This is a genomic window from Streptomyces sp. 130 (assembly GCF_007096885.1).
Classification (GTDB): Bacteria; Actinomycetota; Actinomycetes; order Streptomycetales; family Streptomycetaceae; genus Streptomyces.
On the sequence record NZ_VJNO01000019.1, the window covers coordinates 80120 to 102847 of the forward strand.

The 22728-nt window shown below is 72.9% G+C and carries 19 protein-coding genes; 10 read left to right on the plus strand and 9 right to left on the minus strand.

All coding sequences use genetic code 11. From position 1 onward, the window contains the following. Positions 1 to 144: 144 nt before the first annotated feature. From FKN01_RS18105 to FKN01_RS18120, 3 genes are all read right to left on the minus strand, one after another. On the minus strand, positions 145 to 528 hold the full coding sequence (locus FKN01_RS18105) for a DUF3037 domain-containing protein (RefSeq protein ID WP_073968988.1): 384 nt from the start codon (positions 526 to 528) through the stop codon (positions 145 to 147). Continuing rightward, a complete protein-coding gene (locus FKN01_RS18110) occupies positions 525 to 1376 on the minus strand; it encodes a HipA family kinase (RefSeq protein WP_185992886.1) in 852 nt (283 codons plus the stop codon). Before FKN01_RS18110 ends, FKN01_RS18105 begins: the two co-directional genes overlap by 4 nt. Before the next feature lie 751 nt (positions 1377 to 2127). Beyond that, positions 2128 to 2676, minus strand: a complete 549-nt coding sequence (locus FKN01_RS18120) for a hypothetical protein (protein WP_143621840.1) — start codon at positions 2674 to 2676, stop codon at positions 2128 to 2130. Between the two features lie 392 nt (positions 2677 to 3068). Here FKN01_RS18120 and FKN01_RS18125 point away from each other — a divergent pair, with 392 nt between their 5' ends. Further along, positions 3069 to 4109: a LacI family DNA-binding transcriptional regulator gene (locus FKN01_RS18125; RefSeq protein WP_143621842.1), complete on the plus strand. Its 1041-nt coding sequence runs from the start codon at positions 3069 to 3071 to the stop codon at positions 4107 to 4109. A gap of 53 nt (positions 4110 to 4162) precedes the next feature. Here the strand turns inward: FKN01_RS18125 and araD are convergent, their stop codons facing one another. The 3 genes from araD to araB are packed head-to-tail and all read right to left on the minus strand — an operon-like array spanning position 4163 to position 8171. Beyond that, the gene (gene araD, locus FKN01_RS18130; RefSeq protein WP_185992887.1) at positions 4163 to 4876 is read right to left on the minus strand and encodes an L-ribulose-5-phosphate 4-epimerase AraD; all 714 of its coding nucleotides are present in this window, start codon (positions 4874 to 4876) and stop codon (positions 4163 to 4165) included. Between the two features lie 35 nt (positions 4877 to 4911). Continuing rightward, the gene (gene araA / locus FKN01_RS18135) at positions 4912 to 6420 is read right to left on the minus strand and encodes an L-arabinose isomerase (protein ID WP_143621846.1); all 1509 of its coding nucleotides are present in this window, start codon (positions 6418 to 6420) and stop codon (positions 4912 to 4914) included. Between the two features lie 44 nt (positions 6421 to 6464). Continuing rightward, on the minus strand, positions 6465 to 8171 hold the full coding sequence (gene araB / locus FKN01_RS18140; protein ID WP_143621848.1) for a ribulokinase: 1707 nt from the start codon (positions 8169 to 8171) through the stop codon (positions 6465 to 6467). Between the two features lie 317 nt (positions 8172 to 8488). Between araB and chvE the strand changes: the two genes are divergently transcribed. From chvE to FKN01_RS18170, 6 genes are all read left to right on the plus strand, one after another. After that, positions 8489 to 9598 carry a multiple monosaccharide ABC transporter substrate-binding protein gene (gene chvE / locus FKN01_RS18145; RefSeq protein ID WP_143621850.1) on the plus strand — a complete coding sequence of 370 codons (1110 nt, stop codon included), beginning with the start codon at positions 8489 to 8491 and terminating at the stop codon, positions 9596 to 9598. A 47-nt stretch (positions 9599 to 9645) separates the two neighbouring features. Then, on the plus strand, positions 9646 to 11217 hold the full coding sequence (gene mmsA, locus FKN01_RS18150) for a multiple monosaccharide ABC transporter ATP-binding protein (RefSeq protein WP_143621920.1): 1572 nt from the start codon (positions 9646 to 9648) through the stop codon (positions 11215 to 11217). Then, positions 11214 to 12458, plus strand: a complete 1245-nt coding sequence (gene mmsB, locus FKN01_RS18155; protein ID WP_143621852.1) for a multiple monosaccharide ABC transporter permease — start codon at positions 11214 to 11216, stop codon at positions 12456 to 12458. The genes mmsA and mmsB overlap by 4 nt, the downstream gene beginning before the upstream one ends. 171 nt (positions 12459 to 12629) lie before the next feature. Continuing rightward, positions 12630 to 13232, plus strand: a complete 603-nt coding sequence (locus tag FKN01_RS18160) for a TetR family transcriptional regulator (protein WP_143621854.1) — start codon at positions 12630 to 12632, stop codon at positions 13230 to 13232. Positions 13233 to 13308: 76 nt separating this feature from the next. After that, positions 13309 to 14910, plus strand: coding sequence for an MDR family MFS transporter (locus tag FKN01_RS18165; RefSeq protein ID WP_143621856.1), 1602 nt, complete (start codon positions 13309 to 13311; stop codon positions 14908 to 14910). Positions 14911 to 14988: 78 nt separating this feature from the next. Then, positions 14989 to 17127: a prolyl oligopeptidase family serine peptidase gene (locus tag FKN01_RS18170; protein ID WP_143621858.1), complete on the plus strand. Its 2139-nt coding sequence runs from the start codon at positions 14989 to 14991 to the stop codon at positions 17125 to 17127. A gap of 34 nt (positions 17128 to 17161) precedes the next feature. Here the strand turns inward: FKN01_RS18170 and FKN01_RS18175 are convergent, their stop codons facing one another. Further along, positions 17162 to 18076, minus strand: coding sequence for a LysR family transcriptional regulator (locus FKN01_RS18175; protein WP_143621860.1), 915 nt, complete (start codon positions 18074 to 18076; stop codon positions 17162 to 17164). Positions 18077 to 18114: 38 nt separating this feature from the next. Between FKN01_RS18175 and FKN01_RS18180 the strand changes: the two genes are divergently transcribed. Then, entirely contained in the window at positions 18115 to 19110 is a 996-nt protein-coding gene (locus FKN01_RS18180; protein WP_143621862.1) for a DMT family transporter, read from the plus strand. Between the two features lie 32 nt (positions 19111 to 19142). Here FKN01_RS18180 and FKN01_RS18185 read toward each other — a convergent pair whose 3' ends face one another. Then, positions 19143 to 20474, minus strand: a complete 1332-nt coding sequence (locus FKN01_RS18185) for an aminotransferase class I/II-fold pyridoxal phosphate-dependent enzyme (protein ID WP_143621864.1) — start codon at positions 20472 to 20474, stop codon at positions 19143 to 19145. Positions 20475 to 20509: 35 nt separating this feature from the next. On the opposite strand from FKN01_RS18185, the gene FKN01_RS18190 reads away from it, so the two are divergent. Both FKN01_RS18190 and FKN01_RS18195 read left to right on the plus strand, forming a co-directional pair. Further along, positions 20510 to 21199: a pyridoxamine 5'-phosphate oxidase family protein gene (locus FKN01_RS18190; protein ID WP_143621866.1), complete on the plus strand. Its 690-nt coding sequence runs from the start codon at positions 20510 to 20512 to the stop codon at positions 21197 to 21199. 42 nt (positions 21200 to 21241) lie between these two features. Next, on the plus strand, positions 21242 to 21625 hold the full coding sequence (locus FKN01_RS18195) for a hypothetical protein (protein WP_143621868.1): 384 nt from the start codon (positions 21242 to 21244) through the stop codon (positions 21623 to 21625). A 51-nt stretch (positions 21626 to 21676) separates the two neighbouring features. On the opposite strand, the gene FKN01_RS18200 is transcribed toward FKN01_RS18195, so the two are convergent. After that, positions 21677 to 22651 carry a DMT family transporter gene (locus FKN01_RS18200; protein ID WP_143621870.1) on the minus strand — a complete coding sequence of 325 codons (975 nt, stop codon included), beginning with the start codon at positions 22649 to 22651 and terminating at the stop codon, positions 21677 to 21679. Between the last annotated feature and the right edge of the window lie 77 nt (positions 22652 to 22728).

Consider the following 22728-nt stretch of genomic DNA (forward strand, 5'->3'; position numbering starts at 1 on the left):
GACTGAGCAACCGCTTAGTACCTTCAGCAGACGAGACGCTAGAAGCCCTGGCACCCGGTGTCAACGGGCCACGGGCGCAGCGGCGCATGTCACACTCCGCCCGGCCGCCGTCACGCGGTGGACGGGCGGCGGCCGGGGCGGCGGTCAGCGCACCAGCAGGTCGAGCAGCCGCTCCACCTCGGCCTCCGGATCGGCGGTGAGGCCGCTGTGCACGGGCCCGGGCTGTACGACGGTTGAGCGCGGCGCGATCAGCCAGCGAAAGCGCCTGCCCGCGTCGTCGCCGGCGGCCTGGCCCGCGTCCGTGCCGCCGCGGCAGATGCCCTCGACCGCGTGCAGCGCGGCCCGGACCCCCGTCACGTCGGCGCCGGGGTCGAGCGCCTTCAGCTTGGCCTCGTCGAGCTCGGTGCGGGCGGCCACGAAGCCCTTGGCGCGGCAGTAGACCACCACCCCGGCGTTGAAGCACTCCCCGCGCTGGACGCGGGGGACGACGCGCAGCAGCGCGTACTCGAAGACATCGCGTCCGCTCATGCCCGGCCGCCCTTCTCGCCGTCCGTCGCGCGGGGGCGCGGGGCCAGGCGCTCGGTGATCCAGCCCGGGGCCTGGGACGGCTTGTCGGGGGTGGGCGCGTCCATGACGATCCGCTCGTGGACGGTGGCCGCGCGGGCGGCCAGCGCGTCCACGTACGCCTGCCGCAGCTCGTCAGTCGAGCCAAAGCCCGGCTCGTCCACCAGCCACTCGTCGGGGACGTCGGCGGCGGCCTCGGCGAGCAGCTCGGGCGTCACCAGCGGGGCGAGTTCGGCGGCGGCCGAGGCGATGTCGGGCCGGAAGGGGGCGAGGGCGTGGTCGGAGGCGTTGTACGGCTTGGCGGCGGACGCCTGGGCGCCGGGCCAGTTGTGGTGCCAGATCATGGTGGCGCCGTGGTCGATGAGCCAGAGGTCGCCGTGCCAGACGAGCATGTTCGGGTTGCGCCAGGACCGGTCGACGTTGTTGATCAGCGCGTCGAACCAGACGACGCGCCCGGCCTCGCGCGGGTCCACCTCGTAGGCGAGCGCGTCGAAGCCGAGCGAGCCGGGCAGGAAGTCCATCCCGAGGTTCAGGCCGCCGCTGGCCTTCAGCAGCTCCTGCACCTCCTGGTCCGGCTCGGCCAGTCCGATGACCGGGTCGAGCTGGATGCGCACGAGCTCGGGCACCCGCAGCCCGAGCCGTCGCCCGAGCTGCCCGCAGATCACCTCCGCGACCAGCGTCTTCCGGCCCTGCCCGGCTCCGGTGAACTTCATGACGTACGTGCCGAGGTCGTCGGCCTCGACGATCCCCGGGAGCGACCCGCCTTCACGCAGGGGCGTGACATAGCGGGTCGCTACGACCTCTTCCAGCACTTTCTCAGGCCACCCATCTCTTCAGCCATACAGTCCACGGACCACTTCTCCGGAGCGGAGCGGGAGGGATCACGAGTCGACGGCGCCGGGGAGAATCCGGGGAGTCCGGCCGGCGAGCCGGTCCCCCGCTTCCCGAGCAGACCGTCGAAGGTGCCGCGCCCCTTGCCGCCGGTTTCCGGCATGAAGTGAGTATCGTAACCGAGGGTGATCGCAGGCGCGGAGCGGAGTCCGTCCCCGAGGCCCGTCGAACGGGGCGACGAGTGCCGCCCCGGGTGCCGTCAAGCCCAGCACGGCGGCCCGCGCCCGGCACGCCTTCGACACCGTCAGCCTGCTCCGTCGCGACGGGCGTACTCGACCGCTCCGTGACACCAGCCTCGCCGTCGTCCGCAGCCTGACCGAGCTCGCCGAAGCCAAGGGCGCCGCCCTCTCCCAGCTCGCTCCGGCCTGGCTGCTCGCGCGGTAGGACTACACCGTCCCCATCCCCGGCTCGCGCGACCCCGAGAACACCGCCGCCCGCACTGACGCTCCTCCCTCACGCCCGCCGCTTCCACCGTGGGGCGGCGGGCGCTTCCGCCCTCGCGTCGCGCCGAGGACCGGCGCCGGTGCAGCTGCCGGTCGAGGCCGACCGGCCGGCCCCGTACTGCCACGGCGCCGGCAATGGTCCCGCTGGTCCCGCCGCACGGGATGGTGTGCCTGATCTGCCGACGCCGCAGACGGCCGCGGGCGCAGGGGCGCGACACGGCGGGGGTGATCATTCGGCCGGGGCTGAGGCGTCCCCGCGGCCGGGGGGCGGTGGCGGTGGCGGTCGCTCGATGCTGAACTCGCGGGTCACCGGATTGACCCGGGCCGGCAGCACGGTGCCCTGCGCCGCACCGCCGAACCGGTCCTTCAGCACCTTGTCGGCGCACTCGAACGGGTCGAATCCAGGGCCGCTGACACGGAGCGTGAGCCGGATCCGGTCGCGGTAGTCGTTGGTGGGCGAGGCGGACGCGACCGCCAGGACCAGCGCTGTCGCGTCGACGCCCTGGGCGGCTAGCCGCTGAGTGGCCCGCCGTTCGTCGCGGGCGTTGATGATGGTGCCCAGGCCGATCCACGCGACGAACGCCGCGGCCAGGGCGACGCCCAGGCCGGCCCATCCCCACCCGGCGCCGGTCTCACCGCTCTCGGCCACGGTGCGGACCGTGGCGTGGACGCAGAACCCGCCGGCGCCCAGCAGCAGCAGCGCGCCCACCACGCATTCGGCGGCTGTGATCCCTGGGCCTTTGGGCTCGATCAGGGCGGGTTCCCGGGCGGTCGCCATGGCCGCAGCGTAATGGCACGGAGTGGTGTGCGTAAGGGCCGTTCACCGCCGCTGTCGCACGAGGACTGGCGCCGGCCGTCCTCCCTCGTGAACCGTGCGTCCCTGCCGCCGACCTCGCGATCGGGGCCACGGACGTCGGTGGTGAGCGCTAACATTCACGGCGTCTCCCCCTGTTTCTCCCCTGGGCCAGCCAATTACGCATCGGCGCGCGGTCGTTGTGAGTGAGACTGTTAGCGCTCACTGAGGGAGTTGCCGTCTGGCCGCGCGGGGTGACGGGAGGAGGCCCGGGCCTCGGGGCCGTACCTTGGCCGGGGCGTAGATTGAACGTTCATGCGGATCACCCGCGACCCCGGGCGGACAGCCGGGTCGGGGGCGGCCACCGTCAGGAGGAGATGGGTGTGGAGGACGCCACGGCGACGAGTCCAGTGGTGCGGGAACCGGCGATGACGGATGTCGCGCGGCTCGCGGGCGTGTCCCACCAGACGGTGTCCCGGGTGCTCAACAGCCATCCGAACGTGCGCGAGCAGACCCGGCTGAGGGTGCTCGCGGCCGTGAAGGAGCTGGGCTACCGGCCCAACCGCGCGGCGCGCGCCCTGGTGACCGGCCGCTCGCAGCTCATCGGCGTGATCGCCCAGAACTCCACGCTGTACGGACCCTCCTCGCTCCTGGCCGCCTTCGAGATCGCCGCCGCCCGTCAGGGCTTCGCGGTGAGCGTGCACCGGGTGCCCGAGCTGGGCCAGTCCTCGATCACCGCCGCCGTCGAGCGCCACCGCGACGAGCGCGTGGCCGGGATCGTCGTCATCGCGCCCACCGCCTCGGCCGACGCCGCGCTGGCCGGGGTGCCCGCCGAGGTCCCCCTGGTCACCATCGACGGCGACCCCGAGCGCGGCGCGCCGATGGTCTCCGTCGACCAGGAGCAGGGCGCCTACGAGGCCACCAGGCACCTGCTGGAGGCGGGCCACGAGACGGTGTGGCACATCTCGGGCCCGCCGGACTGGTTCGACGCGGCGGGCCGCATCCGCGGGTGGCGCCGCGCGCTCCGGGAGGCCGGGGCGGAGGTGCCGCCGGTCAGCACGGGCGACTGGTCCGCCGCCTCCGGGTACCGGGCGGGGCAGATGCTGGCCCGGATGCCCGAGGTCACCGCGGTCTTCGCGGCCAACGACCACCAGGCGCTCGGCGCCCTGCGCGCCATGACCGAGCGGGGGCGTTCGGTCCCGGACCAAGTGAGCGTCATCGGGTTCGACGACGTGCCCGAGTCGGCGTTCTACTCGCCGCCGCTGACCACCGTGCGCCAGGACTTCGGCGCGGTCGCCACCACGTCGCTCGACCTGCTCCTCGGCCTGGTCAACGGTGCCGAGCCGAAGGGCGCGCAGCCCGTCATCACCCCGGAGCTGGTCCGCCGGGAGAGCGTGCGGCCCCCCGCCGGCCGCTGACCGGGCCCCGCACGCCGGGTGCGGGGCCCGGGCGCGGGCGGTGTGCGCCGGTGTCAGGCGGCTCCGGGGTTGCCGTAGTAGGCGTCCGGGCCGTGCTTGCGGGTGAAGTGGCGGTCCAGCAGGTGCTGCGGGGGTGCCACCGGGCCCAGGGCGATGGTGTGCAGGGCCATCTCCGCCACCGCCTCGCAGATGATGGCGTGCTCCAGGGACTTGGTGGCGTCGGCGCCCCAGGTGAACGGGCCGTGGTGGGCGACGAGGGCTCCGGGCACCTCCCCGGCCCGGGTGTCGTCGCGCTCCAGGAGGTCCACGATGACCTGCCCGGTGTTGTACTCGTAGTCCCTGGCGCACTGCTCGGGCGTCAGCGCGGCGGTGACGGGGACGGGCCCGTTGAAGGTGTCGGCGTGGGTGGTGCCGAGCACCGGGATCGGGCGCCGGGCCTGGGCGAAGGCGACGGCGTGGGTGGAGTGGGTGTGGGTCACCCCGCCGATCGAGGGGAAGGCCAGGTAGAGGCTGCGGTGCGTCTCGGTGTCGGTGGACGGGCGCAGCCGGCCCTCCACGACGCTCCCGTCGGCCAGCGAGACGACGACGAGGTCGTCGGCGCGCAGCGCGTCGTAGGAGACCCCGGACGGCTTGATGACGAAGACGCCGGCCTCCCGGTCGACGCCGCTCACATTGCCCCAGGTGAGGGTGGCGAGCCCGGCCCGGGGGATGCGGAGGTTGGCTTCGAGTACCTCACGGCGCAGCTCTTCGGATACGGTCCCGGTCACGGAGGGCTCCGTCCTGGTGGAGGTGTCGGCGGCGGTCACAGGCTCTGCGCCAGCCGGTGGTACGCCTGGTTCCAGCGCAGTTCGCGGGTGAAGCCGCGGATCGTGGTGTCCCGGTCGATGACGGCGAGTTCGGTGCGCAGCATTTCGGCGAGGTCCTCCAGCTCCTCGCCGCCGAGCGCGGTGGTGAGGACGGTGTGGTGCGGTGCTCCGGCCGTCAGCCATGCCTCGGTGGAGGTGCGCAGGTCGGGGGCGGGCCGCCACACGGCGCGGGCGACGGGCAGCGCGGGCAGCGGCTCCGGCGGGGTGACGACGTCGATGTGGTTGGCCACGAGCCGGAAGCGGTCGCCCATGTCCGCGAGTCCGACCACCACGGCGGGGCCGGGGGCCGCGTCGAAGACGAGCCGGACCGGGTCCTCCCGGCCGCCGATGGAGAGCGGGTGGATCTCGCAGCTGGGGGTGGCCGTGGTGAGCGAGGGGCAGACCTCCAGCATGTGGGCGCCGAGGATGAGCTCCTGACCCGGCGTCAGGTCGTAGGTGTAGTCCTCCATGAAGGACGTGCCGCCGGGCAGCCCGTGCGCCATGGTCTTGAGGGTGCGCAGCAGGACGGAGGTCTTCCAGTCGCCCTCCCCGCCGAAGCCGTAGCCGTCGGCCATCAGGCGCTGGACGGCGAGTCCGGGCAGCTGGCGCAGGCCGCCGAGGTCCTCGAAGTTCGTGGTGAAGGCGCGGAAGCCGCCCTCGGTGAGGAAGGCGCGCAGTCCGGCCTCGATGCGGGCGGCGTAGCGCAGGGACTCGTGGCGCTCGCCGCCCGGCCGCAGCTCGGGGGCGAGCGCGTAGAGGTCCTGGTACTCCTTGACGAGCGCGGTGACGGTGTCCTCGCCGGCGGCGTCGACGGCGGTCACGAGGTCGTTGACGCCGTAGGTGTTGACCGAGACGCCGAACCGCAGCTGGGCCTCGACCTTGTCGCCCTCGGTGACGGCGACGTCGCGCATGTTGTCGCCGAACCGGGCGAGTCTGAGGCCGGCGAGTTCGGCGCGGCCCGCGGCGGCGCGCGCCCAGCCGGCGATGCGGTCGACCACCTCGGGGGTGGTGACGTGGCCGGCGACGGTCTTGCGGGGGACGCCGAGGCGGGTCTGCACGAAGCCGAACTCGCGGTCGCCGTGGGCGGCCTGGTTCAGGTTCATGAAGTCCATGTCGATGGTGGACCAGGGCAGCCGGCGGTTGGCCTGGGTGTGCAGGTGCAGCAGCGGTTTGCTGAGCGCGTCGAGGCCGGCGATCCACATCTTGGCCGGGGAGAAGGTGTGCATCCAGGCGATGAGGCCGATGCACCGGTCGTCGGCGTTCGCGTCGAGGCAGATCCTGCGGATGGCGGCGGCGTCGGTGAGGACGGGCTTCCAGACCACGCGCACCGTCATCTGCGGCTGGTCCGCGAGGGTGTCGCGGATGACCCGTGACTGGTCGGCGACCTGGGCCAGGGTCTCGTCGCCGTAGAGCGACTGGCTCCCGGTGAGAAACCAGATCTCGCGGTCGGGCTGGGCGAGCGTCATGTCGGGTGTGCTCCTCGTTGTGCTGGAAAGAGGGTCCCTGCCGGTCAGCCGGCGGTCGTGGTGCGCGCGGCGTTGCGGATCCGGCGCAGGCGGTGCAGGAGGAGGTCGGCGCCGGTGCCGAAGTGGTCGTGCAGGGCGCGGTATTCGCGAAACAGCGCGTCGTAGGCGTCCGCCCGGCCGGGGTCCGGGGTGTACGCGTGCCGCTGGACGCTACCCATCGCGGCAGCGGCGGTCCGGACGTCCGGGTGGGCGCCCGCGGCGACGGCGGCGTGGATGGCGGAGCCGAGGGCGGGCCCCTGCTCGGAGGTGCCGAGGGAGACGGGGCGGCGCAGCACGTCGGCGTAGATCCGCATCAGGAGGGCGTTCTTCTTCAGGCCGCCGGTGACGATGAACTCCTCGACGGGAATCCCGCCGGCCTCGAACGCCTCCACGATGACCCGGGTGCCGTACGCGGTGGATTCGAGGAGGGCGAGGTAGACGTCCTCGGGGCGGGTGTCGAGAGTGAGCCCCGCGACGACTCCGGAGAGGTGGTGGTCGACGAGGGTCGAGCGGTTGCCGTTCATCCAGTCCAGGGCGACCAGGCCGTGCGCGCCGACCGGCTGCCCCGCGGCCTTGCGGGTCAGGAGCTGGTGCAGGTCCTCCCCGGCGTCCCGCGCCTCGGTGCGGTAGGCGTCCGGTACGCCCTGCCGGAGCCACCAGGCGAAGATGTCGCCGACCGCGCTCTGTCCGGCCTCGTAGCCGTAGGCGCCTGCCACGATGCCGCCCTCGACCACCCCGCAGATGCCGGGGACATCGGCGAGGGCGGCGCCGTTGAGCACGTGGCAGGTGGAGGTGCCCATGATGGCGAGCAGCCGGCCGTTCTCGACGGCCCCGGCGGCGGGGGCGGCGACATGGGCGTCGACGTTGCCCGCGGCGACGGCGATGCCCTCGGGCAGGCCGGTCCAGTCGGCGGCGCGCGCGCTCAGGCCGCCGACGCGTGAGCCCAGGGCCGACAGCGGGTGCTCCAGGCGGGTCGCGGGGAAGTCCGCGAAGTCCGGGTGGAGGCGGGCGAGGAAGGCGGCCGAGGGGTAGGCCCCGTCCTGGTGGATGCCCTTGTAGCCGGCGGTGCAGGTGTTGCGCGATTCGGCGCCGGTGAGCTGCCAGACGATCCAGTCGGCCGCCTCGATCCAGCGGGCACAGGCGGCGTAGACCCCGGGGTCCTCCTCCAGCACCTGGAGGGCCTTGGCGAACTGCCACTCGGAGGAGATCCTGCCCCCGTACCGGCTGATCCACTTCTCGCCCCGGTCGTGCGCCAGGGCGTTGATGCGGTCGGCCTGCTCCTGGGCGGCGTGGTGCTTCCACAGCTTCGGCCAGGCGTGCGGCCGGCCGGCCCACTCGGGCAGCAGGGCGAGCGGGACGCCCTCGGCGATGGCCGGCAGGACCGTGCAGGCGGTGAAGTCGGTGGCGATGCCGATGACGCGGGCGGGGTCGACCCCGGCGGCCCGGACCGCCGCCGGGACCGCGGTGCGGAGCACGTCGCACCAGTCCTCGGGGTGCTGCAACGCCCAGTCGGGGGGCAGCGGTACGCCGGTGAGCGGGAGGCGGTCCTCGATGACGGCGTGGCGGTAGTCGTGAACCGCCGAGCCGAGTTCGGCGCCGTCGCGGACCCTGACCACCACGGCGCGCCCGGAGAGGGTGCCGAAGTCCACTCCGACCGTGCAGGCGTCGGGATGGTGACGTTCGACGGGGCCGGAACTGGCGTGTGGCGTCACGATGCGGTCTCTCTCGTCAGGGGTGGCGGGGACGGCAGTGGGCCCCCCAAGATTGTTAGCGCTCACAAGTAATGGGGGCAAGAGCTGTGCGCACTTTTGTCGTTCCCCTCCGGCCCGGCGGCGACACCGACCGTGCGGCCAACTCCCCCTGTAGAACGAGCCTGCGGGATGCGCCACGATTACCTCCCTTTCCTCCGGTTACGGCCGCGCCCCGGCGCAAGAAAAGACGTGAGGGCCCCTTGCACCCCTCTGATGCGAGCGCTAACAATCGAGCACCATCAAGGCCGCCGCGACGACGGGATTGTCAGGTCATGCCCATGAAGAACCTCCGAGCCGCGTCCGCCCTCGTGGCGGTGACCACCGGCTGCGCTCTGCTTCTCACCGCCTGCGGACAGGACAGCGAGGGAGGAAGCCAGGAGAAGAAGGACAAGAAGGACGTCACCATCGGCATCGCCATGCCGACCAAGTCCTCCGAGCGGTGGATCGCCGACGGCAGGAACATGACCACGAGCCTGAAGAAGGCCGGGTTCGCCACCACGCTCCAGTACGGGGAGGACGACCCCGACCAGCAGGTCGCCCAGATCGAGAACATGATCACCCAAGGCGTGGACGCGCTGGTCGTGGCCGCCATCAACGGCGAGGCCCTGTCCAACGTCCTCCAGCAGGCCGCGGACGCCGACATCCCGGTGATCTCGTACGACCGGCTCATCCTGGGCTCCCCGCACGTCGACTACTACGCCTCCTTCGACAACGAGAAGGTCGGCGAGCTCCAGGCCACGTACATCGTCGACAAGCTCGGGCTGAAGGACGGTGCGAAGAAGGGCCCGTTCAACATCGAGCTGTTCGCCGGGTCCAACGACGACAACAACACCAAGTACTTCTTCAACGGCGCCATGAAGGTGCTGAAGCCCTACTTCGACAAGAAGCAGCTGGTCGTGCGCTCCGGGCAGACCCGGCTCAACCAGGTCACCACCCTGCGCTGGGACGGCGGCACCGCGCAGAAGCGCATGGACGACCTGCTGACCTCCTCGTACTCCAGCGCGCACGTCGACGCGGTGCTGTCCCCGTACGACGGCATCTCCATCGGCATCCTGTCCGCCCTGAAGTCCGACGACTACGGGAGCAAGTCCAAGCCGCTCCCGGTCGTCACCGGTCAGGACGCGGAGGTGGCCTCGGTGAAGTCGATCATCGCGGGCCAGCAGACCCAGACCGTCTACAAGGACACCCGCGCCCTGGCCCAGGTCGCGGCGGACATGGTGACCGCGGTCCTGAACGGCAAGAAGCCCGAGGTCAACGACGAGTCCACGTACGACAACGGCGAGAAGGTCGTGCCGGCGTTCCTGCTCGACCCGGTCAGCGTCGACAAGACGAACTACCGGAAGGTGCTGGTCGACTCCGGCTACATCGACGCCAAGGAGCTCGGGTGAGCCCCGCCGCGCCCGAAGCCCCCGCCGCGCCCGGCCCCGTCCTGGAAATGCGGTCCATCGTCAAGACGTTCCCCGGTGTCAGGGCGCTGTCCGAGGTGACCCTGTCCGTGCGGCGCGGCGAGGTGCACGCCCTGTGCGGGGAGAACGGTGCCGGCAAGTCGACGCTCATGAAGGTGCTTTCCGGCGTCCACCCGCACGGCTCGTACGAGGGGGAGATCCTCCTCGACGGCGAACCGTGCCGCTTCAAGGACATCCGGGCCAGCGAGCAGCGGGGGATCGTCATCATCCACCAGGAACTCGCGCTCGTCCCCCATCTGTCGATCGCCGAGAACGTCTTCCTGGGCAACGAACCGGCCCGGCGCGGGATCATCGACTGGCGCGCGTCGCTGCGCCGGGCGTCCGCGCTGCTCAAGCGGGTCGGTCTGGACGACCATCCGGAGACCCGGGTCGCCGACATCGGTGTCGGCAAGCAGCAGTTGGTGGAGATCGCGAAGGCGCTGGCGAAGGACGTCCGGCTGCTGATCCTGGACGAGCCCACCGCCGCGCTCAACGACGCGGACAGCGCCAAGCTGCTGCGGCTGATGCGGGAGCTGAAGGACCAGGGCATCACCTCGATCATCATCTCGCACAAGCTGAACGAGATCGCCCGGATCGCCGACTCCGTCACGATCCTGCGCGACGGGCGGTCCATCGAGACCCTGGACGTCAACGACCCGGCCACCACCGAGGAACGCATCATCCGCGGCATGGTGGGCCGGGACCTCGACAGCCGCTTCCCCGACCGCACCCCGTACACCGGCGCGGCCGACGCCCGGCCCGCCCTGGAGATCAGGGACTGGACGGTGCGCCATCCGCTCGACCGCGCCCGCAAGGTGGTCGACGGGGTCTCGCTCCAGGTCCGGCGCGGCGAGATCGTGGGCATCGCCGGGCTCATGGGCGCCGGCCGGACCGAGCTCGCGATGAGCGTCTTCGGGCGTTCGTACGGGCACTACGAGCGGGGCTCCGTCCTCAGGGACGGCCGCGAGGTGCGGACCCGTACGGTGCCCGAGGCGGTCGCCCACGGCATCGCGTACGTCACCGAGGACCGCAAGCACTACGGCCTCGACCTCGGGGACTCGGTGGGCCGCAACATCTCGCTCGCCTCGCTCGGCGCCCTCGCCCGGCGGGGTGTGGTGGACGGCCACGAGGAACGGAAGGTGGCCGAGCGCTACCGGCGGTCCATGAACATCAAGACGCCGAACGTCCTCGAACCGGTCGGCCGGCTCTCCGGCGGCAACCAGCAGAAGGTCGTCCTCAGCAAGTGGATCCTCACCGGTCCGGACGTCCTCGTCCTGGACGAGCCCACGCGCGGTGTGGACGTGGGCGCCAAGTTCGAGATCTACACCGTGATCGACCGCCTCGCCGCCGAGGGCAAGGCGATCCTCTTCATCTCCTCCGAGCTGCCCGAACTGCTCGGCATGTGCGACCGCGTGTACACCATGGCCGCCGGCCGGCTGACCGGTGAGGTCGCCCGCGAGGACGCCACCCAGGAAGTGCTGATGCGGCACATGACCCAGGACACCCGCGTACCACCGGTGGCCGTCGCGGGCACCACCCCCACCGAAGGACAGCAGGCATGAGCACCGACGTCAGCACCTCCAAGGCCACCCCGCCCACGGACCGGGGCGGGTCACCGCCGGCGGGAGCCCCGGTCGTCCGGGTGCTCCTGGACGGCGTACGGCGGAACATGCGCCAGTACGGCATGCTCTTCGCGCTCGGCCTGATCGTGCTCCTGTTCCAGGTCTGGACGGGGGGCGACCTGCTGCTGCCGCGCAACGTCTCCAACCTGGTGCTCCAGAACAGCTACATCCTGATCCTGGCCATCGGCATGATGATCGTCATCATCGCGGGGCACATCGACCTGTCGGTGGGCTCCCTGATGGCGCTGGTCGGAGGCGTCGGGGCGGTGCTCATGGTCGAGCACCATGTCGCCTGGCCGGTCGCCGTGGCCCTCACCCTGCTGCTCGGGGCCGTCGCGGGGGCGCTCCAGGGCTTCTTCATCGCGTACGTCGGCATCCCGTCGTTCATCGTGACGCTCGCGGGCATGCTGCTGTTCCGGGGGCTGACGGAGATCTTCCTCAAGGGGCAGACCCTCGGTCCGTTCCCGGAGGGCATGCAGCGGGTCGCCAACGGCTTCCTGCCCGAGGCGGGGCCGGAGACCAACTACCACAACATCACGCTGCTGCTGGGCCTCGGGCTGGCCGCGTACGTGGTGTTCCAGGAGTTCCGGGACCGCCGGCGGCAGCGCGAGTTCACGCTGGAGACCCTGCCCACGGGCCTGTTCGCGCTGAAGGTGACGGCGCTGGTCGCCGCCGTGCTGGTCACGACCCTGCTGCTGGCGAGCTACAAGGGGGCGCCGGTGGTGCTGCTGATCCTGGCGGCGCTGCTGGTCGGCTTCGGTTACGTGATGCGCAACGCGGTCATCGGCCGCCATGTGTACGCGATCGGCGGCAACCTGCCCGCGGCGAAGCTCTCCGGGGTCAAGGACCGGAAGGTGACCTTCGCGGTCTTCCTCAACATGGGCATGCTCGCGGCGCTGGCCGGTCTGGTCTTCGCGGCGCGCTTCAACGCGGCCTCGCCGAAGGCGGGCGTGAACTTCGAACTGGAGGCCATCGCCGCCGCGTTCATCGGCGGTGCGTCGATGAGCGGCGGTGTGGGCACCGTGCTGGGGGCCATCATCGGCGGCCTGGTCCTCGGTGTGCTCAACAACGGGATGAACCTGGTGGGTGTCGGCACCGACTGGCAGCAGGTGATCAAGGGCCTGGTGCTGCTCGCGGCGGTCGGCTTCGACGTGTGGAACAAGCGGAGGGCGGGCGCCTGACCCGCCGGGGATGGCCGGTGCGGCCGGACCGGCCGCACCGGCCACCCCCGCGGCTCCTCTCTCGCGCGGCCTTCGCGTAAAAGGTGCGGCCGGCGTCCCCGGCCGGCCCGGCCGTGCGGGGCGCCGGCCGCAATTTTGCCCAGCCTGCAAAATTGCATAGCATGCACCTTCATGAGCGACGACCCGCCCCTCGGGCTGCGTGAACGCAAGAAGCGCGCCACGCGTGACGCCCTGGCGGGTGCGGCCCTGCGCATGGCCGCCGACCGCGGCTTCGAACACGTGACCGTGGAAGCGGTCACGGACGCCGTCGGGGTCTCCGTACGCACGTTCTTCAACTACTTCCCGTGCCTGGAGGACGCGATCCTGCGCCCCGCCCAGGAGAACGCCGAGCGGACCCGGCGGGCCGTGCTCAACGCCCCCGCGCACCTGACCGCGCTCGAAGCCCTCAGCGAGGCCATCGCCCAGGAGCTCGCCTCCATCGAGGAGGACCACGAGCGCTGGGAGCTCCAGCTGGAGGTGCTGAAGAAGAGCCCGGCCCTGCTGCCCCACTTCCTGACCGCCCGGGGCACCGACGAGACCGCCATGGTCGCCGTCGTCGCCGAACGCCTCGGCCAGGACCCCGAGACCGACCTCCAGCCCCGGCTCCTCGCGCATGTGGCCCTGGCCGCGGTGCGCGCCGCGGTCGAGGTCTGGGTGGCCACGGGCCGTACCCGTACCTTCCAGGGTCTGTACCGCGAGGCGTTCGCCTCGCTGGCCGCCGGTCTGAGGGACTGAGCCGTCCACCGCACCACCCTCCGCGCCGCACCGCTGGGCGCGGAGCCAGTCACCAGAGAATGAGGAACGTCAGCCGATGACCGCTGCCGTCACACCCGAAACCGGCGCCGCCGGTGCGACCGAGGGGGCCGCGTCAGGCATGACGCGCCGCCAGATACTCCAGGCCATGTCGGGCCTGATGGCCGGCATGTTCGTCGCCATCCTGGCCTCCACGGTCGTCTCCAACGCCCTGCCCCGGATCATCGCCGACCTGCACGGCACCCAGTCCTCGTACACCTGGGTGGTCACGGCCGAACTCCTCGCCATGACGGCGACCGTGCCGATCTGGGGCAAGCTCTCCGACCTGTACGACAAGAAGCTGCTCATCCAGCTCTCGCTGTCGATGTTCGTCGTCGGCTCGCTCGTCGCCGGCTTCTCGCACAGCGTCGGGCTGCTCATCGTCAGCCGTGTCGTCCAGGGCATCGGCGCGGGCGGTCTCACCGCCCTCGCCCAGGTCGTGATGGCGGCGATCATCCCGCCGCGTGAACTCGGCCGCTACTCCGGCATCTTCGGCGCCGTCTTCGCCGTGGGCACGGTCGCGGGGCCGCTGATCGGCGGGGTCCTCGTGGACACCTCGTGGCTGGGCTGGCGCTGGTGCTTCTTCATCGGCGTGCCGTTCGCGCTGCTCGCGATCGTGCTGCTCCAGCTGACGCTGAAGCTGCCCACGATCCGTCGCGAGGTGAAGATCGACTACGTCGGCGCCGTCCTCATCATGAGCGGTGTCAGCTCGCTGCTGCTGTGGGTGACCCTGGCAGGCAACAACTTCGACTGGGCGTCCTGGCAGACCGCCGCGCTCGTCTCCGCCGGTGTGGTCCTGCTGGCCGCCGCGGTGTGGGTCGAGTCCCGGGTGTCGGAACCGATCATCCCGCTGGACATCTTCCGCAACCGCACCGTGGCGCTGACGACCGTGGCGAGCCTGCTCGTCGGTGTCGCCATGTTCGGCGGCACGGTGTTCCTCTCGCAGTACTTCCAGATCTCGCTGGGCAAGTCCCCGACGATGGCGGGCCTGATGAGCCTGCCGATGATCCTCGGCCTGATGATCTCGACCACCGTGGCCGGGCAGATCATCTCGGCCCGGGGCAAGTGGAAGGGCTTCCTCATCGCGGGCGGCGTCATCATGACCGCGGGCATGGGGCTGCTCTCCACGATCGGCGCCGACTCCTCGTTCGGCCTGCTCAGCGTCTACATGGTGGTCCTCGGCGTCGGCGTCGGCATGCTGATGCAGAACCTCGTGCTGGCCGCCCAGAACGACGTGCCCGCCTCCGAACTCGGCGCCGCCACCTCGGTCCTGTCGTTCTTCCGCAGCCTCGGCGGCGCCATCGGTACGAGCGCCCTGGGCGCGGTCCTCGGCCACCGGGTTGCCGAGGAGCTGAAGAAGGGCTTCGGCGGGGCGGCCGGCGGCGGCACCGGAGGCGGTGTCCCCGAGCTCAGCAAGCTGCCGGAGCCGGCGCGCGTCATCGTGGAGAACGCGTACGGCGTCGCCACCGCCGACGTCTTCCTGATCGGCGCCCCCTTCGCCTTCCTGGCACTCGTCGCGGTGATCTTCATCAAGGAGAAGCCGCTGCGCACCCAGAGCGGCATGGAGCGCCTGGCGGAGGAGACTGCGGCGGCCCAGCCGGCCGCGCCCGCCGCGCACTGATCGCGGCCGTCCGGGGCCCGTTCACGGTGAACCGGCCCCGGACGGCTCACGGGCCGCGCGAGCTGTCATGGTGTCGAGATGACGCCCTCTTCCGACAGCCGCGCGGCCGACGCCTTCCCCGACCAGTTCGCCCGCACCCGGCGCTTCTCGCTGGGCGTGCCCCGGCAGTTCACCGTCTCCCCCGGCGGTGAGCGGGTCCTGTTCGTCCGGGGCACGTCGGGCTCCGATCCGGTGAGCCGGCTCTGGCTGTACGAGGACGGCACGGAGCGGCTGCTCGCCGACCCGCTCGCGCCGGGCTTCGCGAAGGACGCCGCCGGGGAGGTCCCTCCAAAGGAGCGGGCCCGGCGGGAACGCGCCCACGAGACCTCCTCCGGAGTGGTCGCGTACGCCACCGACGCCTCGGTGCGCCTGGCGGCCTTCGCCCTCGCGGGCACCCTCTGGGCCGTCTCCACCGACGGCTCCGCACCCCGCCGCCTGCCGACGGCCGGGCCCGCCGTCGACCCCCGCCCCTCCCCGGACGGCTCGCTGGTCGCGTACGTCTGCGGCGGGGCACTGCATACGGTACGGGCGGACGGCACCGGGGACCGCGCGCTCGCCGGCCCGGACGGCGCGTCCGTCACGTACGGCCTGTCCGACCACGTCTCGCAGGAGTCCATCGGCCGTACGCGCGGCTACTGGTGGTCCCCGCGCGGCGACGCCCTCCTGGTGGCCCGCACCGACACCGCCGGCGTCCGGCGCCGCTACCTCACCGACCCCGCGCACCCCGAGCGCCCGCCCCGCGAGCTGGCCTACCCGGCCGCCGGGACCCCCAACGCGAAGGTCTCGCTGCACCTCGTGCGGCTCTCCGGCGAGCGCGTCCCCGTCCGGCTTCCCGAGGCGGCCGGCGACGGGCATCCCGAAGCCGCCTGGACGGACCGTGCGTTCGAGTACGTCGTCGCGGCGGACTGGGACGACCGGGGTCCCCTGGTCTCCGTACAGACCCGGGACCAGCGCTCCGTGCACGTGCTGGCGGTGGACGAGGCGACCGGCGCCACCAGGACCCTGCACCGCGCCCACGACCCCGCCTGGGTGGCCCTGCGCCCGGGCACTCCGCTGCGGCTGCCGTCCGGCGCGCTCGTGGTGCCCGCGCGTCCCGGCGGCGACACCCAGGGCCTGGACGTCGGCGGCGCTTCGACGCCTCCGGGCCTGGAGGTGCGCGAGGTGCTCGGCGCGGCGGACGGACGGGTGTACTTCACGGGCGGCCACGAGCCCACCGAGATCCACGTCTGGTCGTACGACGCGGCCGGGGGCCCGGCCCGGGTGTCCGGCGTGCCCGGGGTGCACACCGCCGCGGTCGGCGGCCCGGTGGTGGTCCTCGACAGCCGGACCCCGGACGGCCATACGGTGACCGTGCTGCGGGACGGTGCGGAGGCGGGGCGGATCGCCGTCCTGGCCGAGGAACCGCTCGTCGCTCCGCGCCCCCTGGCCCTCAGCCTGGGCGTGCGCGAGCTGCGCAGCCACCTCCACCTGCCGTCCTGGCACCGGCCCGGCGACGGGCCGCTGCCGGTGCTGCTGAGCCCGTACGCCGGTCACGGCATGCAGGTCGTGCTGAAGGTGCGGGCCTGGTGGACTGCGGTGGCCCAGTGGTTCGCGGAGCAGGGATTCGCGGTCCTGGTCACGGACGGGCGGGGCACCCCGGGGCGCGGTGAGGCGTGGGAGAAGTCGGTGCACGGCGACCGGCTGACGGCCGTGCTGGAGGACCAGATCGACGCCCTGCACGCGGTGGCCGCCGACCGTCCCGAGCTGGACCTGACCCGGGTGGCGATGCGTGGCTGGTCGTTCAGCGGGTATCTCGCGGCAGCGGCGGTGCTCCGGCACCCGGAGGTCTTCCACGCGGCGGTGGCGGGCGCGGCCCCGGCGGACCGGCGGCTGTACGACACCCACTGGGAGGAGCGCTTCCTGGGCCACCCGGACGTGCTGCCGGAGAACTACGACCGCAATTCGCTGCTGGACGAGGCCGCGTCGCTGACCCGGCCGCTGATGCTGGTCCACGGGCTGGGCGACGACAACGTCACCGTGGCGCACACGCTGCGCCTCTCCTCGGCCCTGCTGGCCGCCGGCCGCCCGCACACGGTGCTGCCGCTGTCCGGGGCCGGTCATCTGGTGGGCCGGGACCGCACGGCGAGCGGGCTGCTGCGACTGGAGCGGGACTTCCTGCGGAAGGCGCTGCGGGCCTGACCGCGCGCCCCGTCAGCCCGTGGGGCCGTCCGGCTCACCCCATGGGGTCGTCCAGCCCGCGCCCCGCCTCGCGCAGCGCCGCGACCGCCGCCCGGAGCGAGGGCCGCCGGTCCGCGTCCGTCCGCCACACCGCGTGGACATGGCGGCGCATCCGCTGGCGCACCGGCACCAGCCGCACCCCGTCGGGCACGGGCCCGCGGCCGAGCCGGGGCGCCACGCACACGCCCATCCCGGCCGCGATCAGCGCGAGCTGGGTGTGGTGTTCGCCCGCGAGGTGGGCGATGCGCGGTTCGATGCCCTTGGAGCGGAGCGTGAACATCAGCCAGTCGTAGCAGAATTCGCCCTCGGGCCAGGACACCCAGTCGTCGTCCGCGAAGTCCTCCAGGTCCACTTCGGACCGGTCGGCGAGCGGGTGGCTCGCCGGCATCGCGATGTCCGGGGCGTCGTCCAGCAGCTCCGCCCGGGTCAGTCCGCCGGGCACCGGGAGCCGCTTGTTGCTCCAGTCCAGGACCACGGCGAGATCGATGTCGCCCCTGAGCACCGCCCGGATGCCGTCCTCCGGCTCCAGTTCCAGGGTGCGCACCCGCAGTTCGGGGTGGCCGGCGCGCAGGGCGAGCAGCGTGGCGGGGAAGAGGCCGCGCGCGGCCGTGGGGAACGCGCCGAGGCGGATCTCCCCCACCACCTCGCCGCGCTGGGCCTCGATGTCGGACTGGGCCAGCGCGACCTGCGAGAGGATGCGGGCCGCGTGGTCGGCGAGCAGCCGGCCCGCGTCGGTGAGCCGCACCCCGCGCCCGTTCCTGGCGAGGAGCTGCTGGCCGACCTCGCGCTCCAGCTTCGCCATCTGCTGCGATACGGCCGACGTCGTGACGTGCAGCCCTTCGGCGGCGCCGCTGACCGAACCGAGCCTGGCCAGGGCGTCCAGGGTGCGCAGGCGCTCCAGGTTCAACATGTAAGCGATGCTACGCGAATCAGCGTACGAAATCTCACTTGTGCTACGAGGTGGTGGCGGCGATCGTGGTCACCATGAGCGTCCCGACCGCCCCGAGAGCCACGCCCCAGCCGTCCCCGGCCGCACTCCCCGAGCCGCCGGCCGCCCCCGCCGGCCGGCCGGCCCTGGACTGGCGGCTGCGGTTCGCGGCGCTCTCGCTGATCTGGGGCTTCAGCTTCCTGCTGATCAAGGTGGGGACGGATGCCTATGCCCCCTTCCAGGTGACCCTGGGCCGGCTGCTGTCGGGCACGGCGGTCCTGGCGGTGGTCATGGCGGTGAAGCGGGAGCGGCTGCCGCGTTCCGCACGGACCTGGGGCCATCTGGCGGTGGCGGCGTTCCTGCTCAACGCGCTGCCGTTCTCCCTGTTCGCCTACTCCGAGCTGTCCATTCCGTCGACGCTGGCGGGCATCTGCAACGCGACCTCGCCGCTGTGGGGCATGGCGCTGTCGCTCGTCGCCCTCTCGGAGGACCGGCCGACCCGCCGCCGCGTCGCCGGTCTCGGCCTCGGCTTCCTCGGCGTCCTGACGGTGCTCGGCGCCTGGCAGGGCTTCTCCGGGCTGGACTTCAGCGGCACGGCGATGGCGCTCCTGGCCTCGCTGAGCTACCCGGTCGGCTGGATCTACGTGCGCCGGACGCTGGCCGGCAGCGGCGCGTCGACCCTCGCGCTCACCGGCAGCCAGCTCTTCCTCGGCACCGTGCAACTCGCGGTCGTCACCCCGCTGTTCACCACCGCCCCGGACAGCTTCCCCGTCCTGCCCACCCTGGCCGTCGTCGCGCTCGGGGCGCTGGGCACGGGACTCGCGGTGCTGCTCCAGTACGGCCTGGTCAACGAGGTCGGGCCGACCACCGCGCAGATGGTCACCTACTTCATCCCGGTCATCGCCACGGCGGCCGGCGTGGCCGTGCTCGGCGAGCGGCTGAGCTGGAACACCCCCGTCGGCGCGCTCGTCGTCCTGGCCGGTGCCGCGCTCACCCGGAGCAGACGGCGCGGCTGAGGGACCCGGCCCCGGCCCGTGGCGCCGCGGCCTCATCCGTAACTCAGCGGCCTCGCCGGCCCCGCCGCACGCGCCACCGCGTCGGCCAGCGGCGCGATGTCGGCGTCGGTGAGCGGGGACACGGTGATCCGGACCGCCTGCGGCGCGGCGATCCGGAACCGGGCCCCGGGCGCCACCGCCCAGCCCGCCTGCAGCAGCCGGGCCACCGCCCCCGTCTCGTCGCTCACCGGCACCCACACGTTCATCCCGCTGCGGCCGTGCGCCGCCACGCCCCGCTCCGCCAGTGCCCGGACGAGGGCGTCCCGGCGCAGGGCGTAGGACCGGGCCACCTCGCGCGCGTCCACGGCGCCGGTGCTCCACAGATGCACCACGGTCCGCTGCAGCAGCCGGCTGACCCAGCCGGGCCCGAGCCGCTGACGGCCGGCCACCCGGTCGACGGTGACCGCGTCCCCGGTCAGCACCGCGACCCGCAGGTCCGGCCCGTACGCCTTGGCCACCGAGCGGACGAGCGCCCACCGGCCCGTGGACCCGGCCAGCGGGTACAGCGGCTGGTCCACGATGGCGTGACCGTGGTCGTCCTCGATGAGGAGGACGTCCGGGAACCGGGCGAGGACGCCCCGCAGCCGCGCCGCACGGCCCCCGGAGAGCGTGGCCCCGGTCGGATTCTGCGCCCGGTCCGTGATCACGACGGCCCGCGCGCCCGCCAGGAGCGCCGCCTCCAGCGCGTCCGGCAACGGCCCGTCGTCGTCCAGCGCCATCGGCACGGGCCGCATGCCCAGTGCGGGCACCAGGTCCAGGAGCCCGCCCCAGCCGGGGTCCTCGACCGCGACCCGGTCGCCGGGCCTGAGGTGGGCGGCGAGCACCCGCTCGATCGCGTCCAGCGAGCCGGAGGCGGCGGCCACCGGCCCGGCCGGCACCCCGTCGGCGTCCATCGCGGCGCGCGCGAGTGCGGCGAACTCCGGGTCGAGGGCGGCCTGCCCGTACAGCCCGGGCTCGCGCGCGTACGCCTCGGCGACCGCCGCGAACGCCTCGCCCAGGCGCGGCAGCAGCTCCGGATCGGGGCTGCCGTCGCCCAGGTCGCGCACCCCCGGCGGCGCCTCGACCCGCATCGAACCGCGCGCGGTGCTCGCGGGGCGCGGTCTGATCCGGCTCCCCCGGCGCCCGGCGGTCTCGATCACCCCGCGCTCGCGCAGGGTGCGGTAGGCCGCCGCGACGGTGTTCGGGTTCACCTCGAGCCGGGCCGCGAGCTCCCGCATGGGAGGCAGCACATGCCCCGGTGGCAGATCGCCCGAAGCGACCCCGCGTTCGACGCTGGCGGCGATTTCCTGTGCACGCCGCCCACTGATCCGATACTCTCCTAGCACAAACAACAGTATGCACTAGTGCAATGGAGTTCGCAATGCCGGAGACCGCTTCCCAGCAGACCACGTCCCCGGACCCGTCATCCGGCTACGAGCCGACGGACCGCACCGTCCCCACCCGGTCGCGGGACCGCGCCGCGTACGACCGGAAGACGGTCCACTCGATACTCGACTCCGCCTACCTCTGCCATCTCGGCTTCGTGCGCGACGGCGCGCCGGTCGTGCTGCCGACGCTCTTCGGCCGGGTCGGCGAGCGGCTCTACGTGCACGGCTCGACCGGCTCGCGTCCGCTGCGGACGGCCGGGGGCGGCGACGAGGGACTGCCGGTGTGCCTCACGGTCACCCATGTCGACGGCCTGGTGCTGGCCCGTTCGGCCTTCCACCACTCGCTCAACTACCGCTCGGTGGTCGTCCACGGCACCGCGTACACCGTGACCGACCCGGAGGAGCGGCGCGTCGCCCTGGACGCGATCGTGGACCAGGTGGTGCCGGGCCGCTCGAAGGACTCGCGGCCGGCCGACGGCAAGGAGCTGGCCGCCACGGCCGTCGTCCGGCTGGATCTGCGGGAGGTCTCCGCCAAGATCCGCACGGGCGGCCCGAACGACGACCCCCGGGACCTCACCCTGCCCTACTGGGCGGGCGTCGTCCCCGTCGCCCCGGCCCACGGCTCCCCGGTCCCGGCGGACGGCCTGGACCCGTCGGTCGGCGTACCGGCGTACCTGCTCTAGAACCGGACTTCGCGGGTCGTCGGACGCGGGCAGACTACGCACATGCAGCTCCCCGCCGAAGCCGTGGCCACCGCCGTGTTGCTGGAGGTCATAAGGATCTCCGAACTCCCGGCACAACGGGGCGCCCCCTATCCCGGCAGGGCGGGGGCCCACTGGATCGGGAGCGAGGCAGCCGGCGTCCTGGCCCTGATCGAGAGCTTGCCCGGCAGCGAGCAGCACCGCTGCGGTTTCTCGCCGGGCTGGAGCGTCCGGGCGTACGCGGACACGCTCGACCTGGCACTGTTCGAGGCGGCGTTCTGCTTCACCTGCCATGAGGTCCGCATGCACGGAACCGCCGTGCCACCCGCACTGGCCACGCAGTTCTTCGACGCGGGTGCCCCGCAGGCGCACGCCCTCCTGGCCCTCTTCCGCGAGGCGGCCCCGTAACCGTTCAGCCCCAGTCACAGGATGTGAGACGGTGACCCGCGAAGTCCGGGTCTAGAGCCGGGCGTCGGCGCGTTCCCCGGTGGCCTCCGGCACCCCCGAGGCCACCGGCCCGGACGGCGGCCGGGGCGTGGCCGACTGCGCGATGAGGGCGCCGGCCAGCACGAGCGCGCCGCCGATGAGCTGCGGGGCGGCCAGGTGCTCGCCGAGGAGGACCCAGGCGAGCACGGTCGCGATGACCGCTTCCAGGCAGGCGACGACGCCCGCGACGGCCGGTGAGAGCAGACGCACGGAGATCACCCCGGTGACGTAGGCGATGACGGTGGCCAGCAGCACGATCCAGGCGAGCAGCAGCCAGGCCGGGACCGCGGCGCCGTCCATGACGGTGTCCCCGCCGAGCACCGGCCAGTCCATGTCCCAGGGACGGGCGATCACCGTGAGCACGAGGGCGCCGATCAGCAGTCCGTACGCGATGACGCCGACCGGATGCGGAGGTTCGGCCCCGCCGCCGCCCTGGTCGGAGAGGACGAAGTAGCCGACCTGGCAGCAGGCCGCGCCGAGCGCCAGGACCAGCCCGGCCACGTCGAAGCTCAGCCCGGCCCACACTTCGACCACGCAGGCGAGCCCGCCGGCCGCGAGGACGACCCCGAGGGCCGCCGCCCGCGTGACCGGCCGCCGCTGCACGAAGCGCACCCAGCCGAGGACGAGCGCCGGGGCGAGGTACTCCACCAGCAGCGCGACGCCCACCGGGATACGGGAGATGGCGGCGAAGTAGCAGGCTTGCACGCCCGCGACGGCGAGCAGCCCGAAGCCGAGCAGGAGCACGGGCCGGCTCCGCACCAGCGCCCGGTGGCGCCAGGCCACCGGCAGCATGACGAGTGCGGCGCCCGCCACCCGCAGCCAGACCACGTGGAGCGGGTCGAGCCCCGCCTCGATCAGCGGCTTGGCCGCCACTCCGGAACCGCCGAATGCGAAGGCCGAGGCGAGGGCGAGTCCCAGGCCGGCGCTTCTCCCCTGAGACGCGTGCATCGGCACATCATGACAGCTGCGGTCAGGAGCGTCATCCCGGTGACACCTGACTCGACCGGCCCTCCGCCGGACCGGGC

Bases quoted from the DNA above. Each gene is read 5' to 3' on its own strand.
- FKN01_RS18105 (WP_073968988.1), bottom strand. From the start codon at position 528: ATGAGCGGACGCGATGTCTTCGAGTACGCGCTGCTGCGCGTCGTCCCC.
- FKN01_RS18120 (WP_143621840.1), bottom strand. From the start codon at position 2,676: ATGGCGACCGCCCGGGAACCCGCCCTGATCGAGCCCAAAGGCCCAGGG.
- FKN01_RS18125 (WP_143621842.1), top strand. From the start codon at position 3,069: ATGGGTGTGGAGGACGCCACGGCGACGAGTCCAGTGGTGCGGGAACCG.
- araA (WP_143621846.1), bottom strand. From the start codon at position 6,420: ATGACGCTCGCCCAGCCCGACCGCGAGATCTGGTTTCTCACCGGGAGC.
- chvE (WP_143621850.1), top strand. From the start codon at position 8,489: ATGAAGAACCTCCGAGCCGCGTCCGCCCTCGTGGCGGTGACCACCGGC.
- mmsA (WP_143621920.1), top strand. From the start codon at position 9,646: ATGCGGTCCATCGTCAAGACGTTCCCCGGTGTCAGGGCGCTGTCCGAG.
- mmsB (WP_143621852.1), top strand. From the start codon at position 11,214: ATGAGCACCGACGTCAGCACCTCCAAGGCCACCCCGCCCACGGACCGG.
- FKN01_RS18160 (WP_143621854.1), top strand. From the start codon at position 12,630: ATGAGCGACGACCCGCCCCTCGGGCTGCGTGAACGCAAGAAGCGCGCC.
- FKN01_RS18165 (WP_143621856.1), top strand. From the start codon at position 13,309: ATGACCGCTGCCGTCACACCCGAAACCGGCGCCGCCGGTGCGACCGAG.
- FKN01_RS18170 (WP_143621858.1), top strand. From the start codon at position 14,989: ATGACGCCCTCTTCCGACAGCCGCGCGGCCGACGCCTTCCCCGACCAG.
- FKN01_RS18175 (WP_143621860.1), bottom strand. From the start codon at position 18,076: ATGTTGAACCTGGAGCGCCTGCGCACCCTGGACGCCCTGGCCAGGCTC.
- FKN01_RS18190 (WP_143621866.1), top strand. From the start codon at position 20,510: ATGCCGGAGACCGCTTCCCAGCAGACCACGTCCCCGGACCCGTCATCC.
- FKN01_RS18195 (WP_143621868.1), top strand. From the start codon at position 21,242: ATGCAGCTCCCCGCCGAAGCCGTGGCCACCGCCGTGTTGCTGGAGGTC.
- FKN01_RS18200 (WP_143621870.1), bottom strand. From the start codon at position 22,651: ATGCACGCGTCTCAGGGGAGAAGCGCCGGCCTGGGACTCGCCCTCGCC.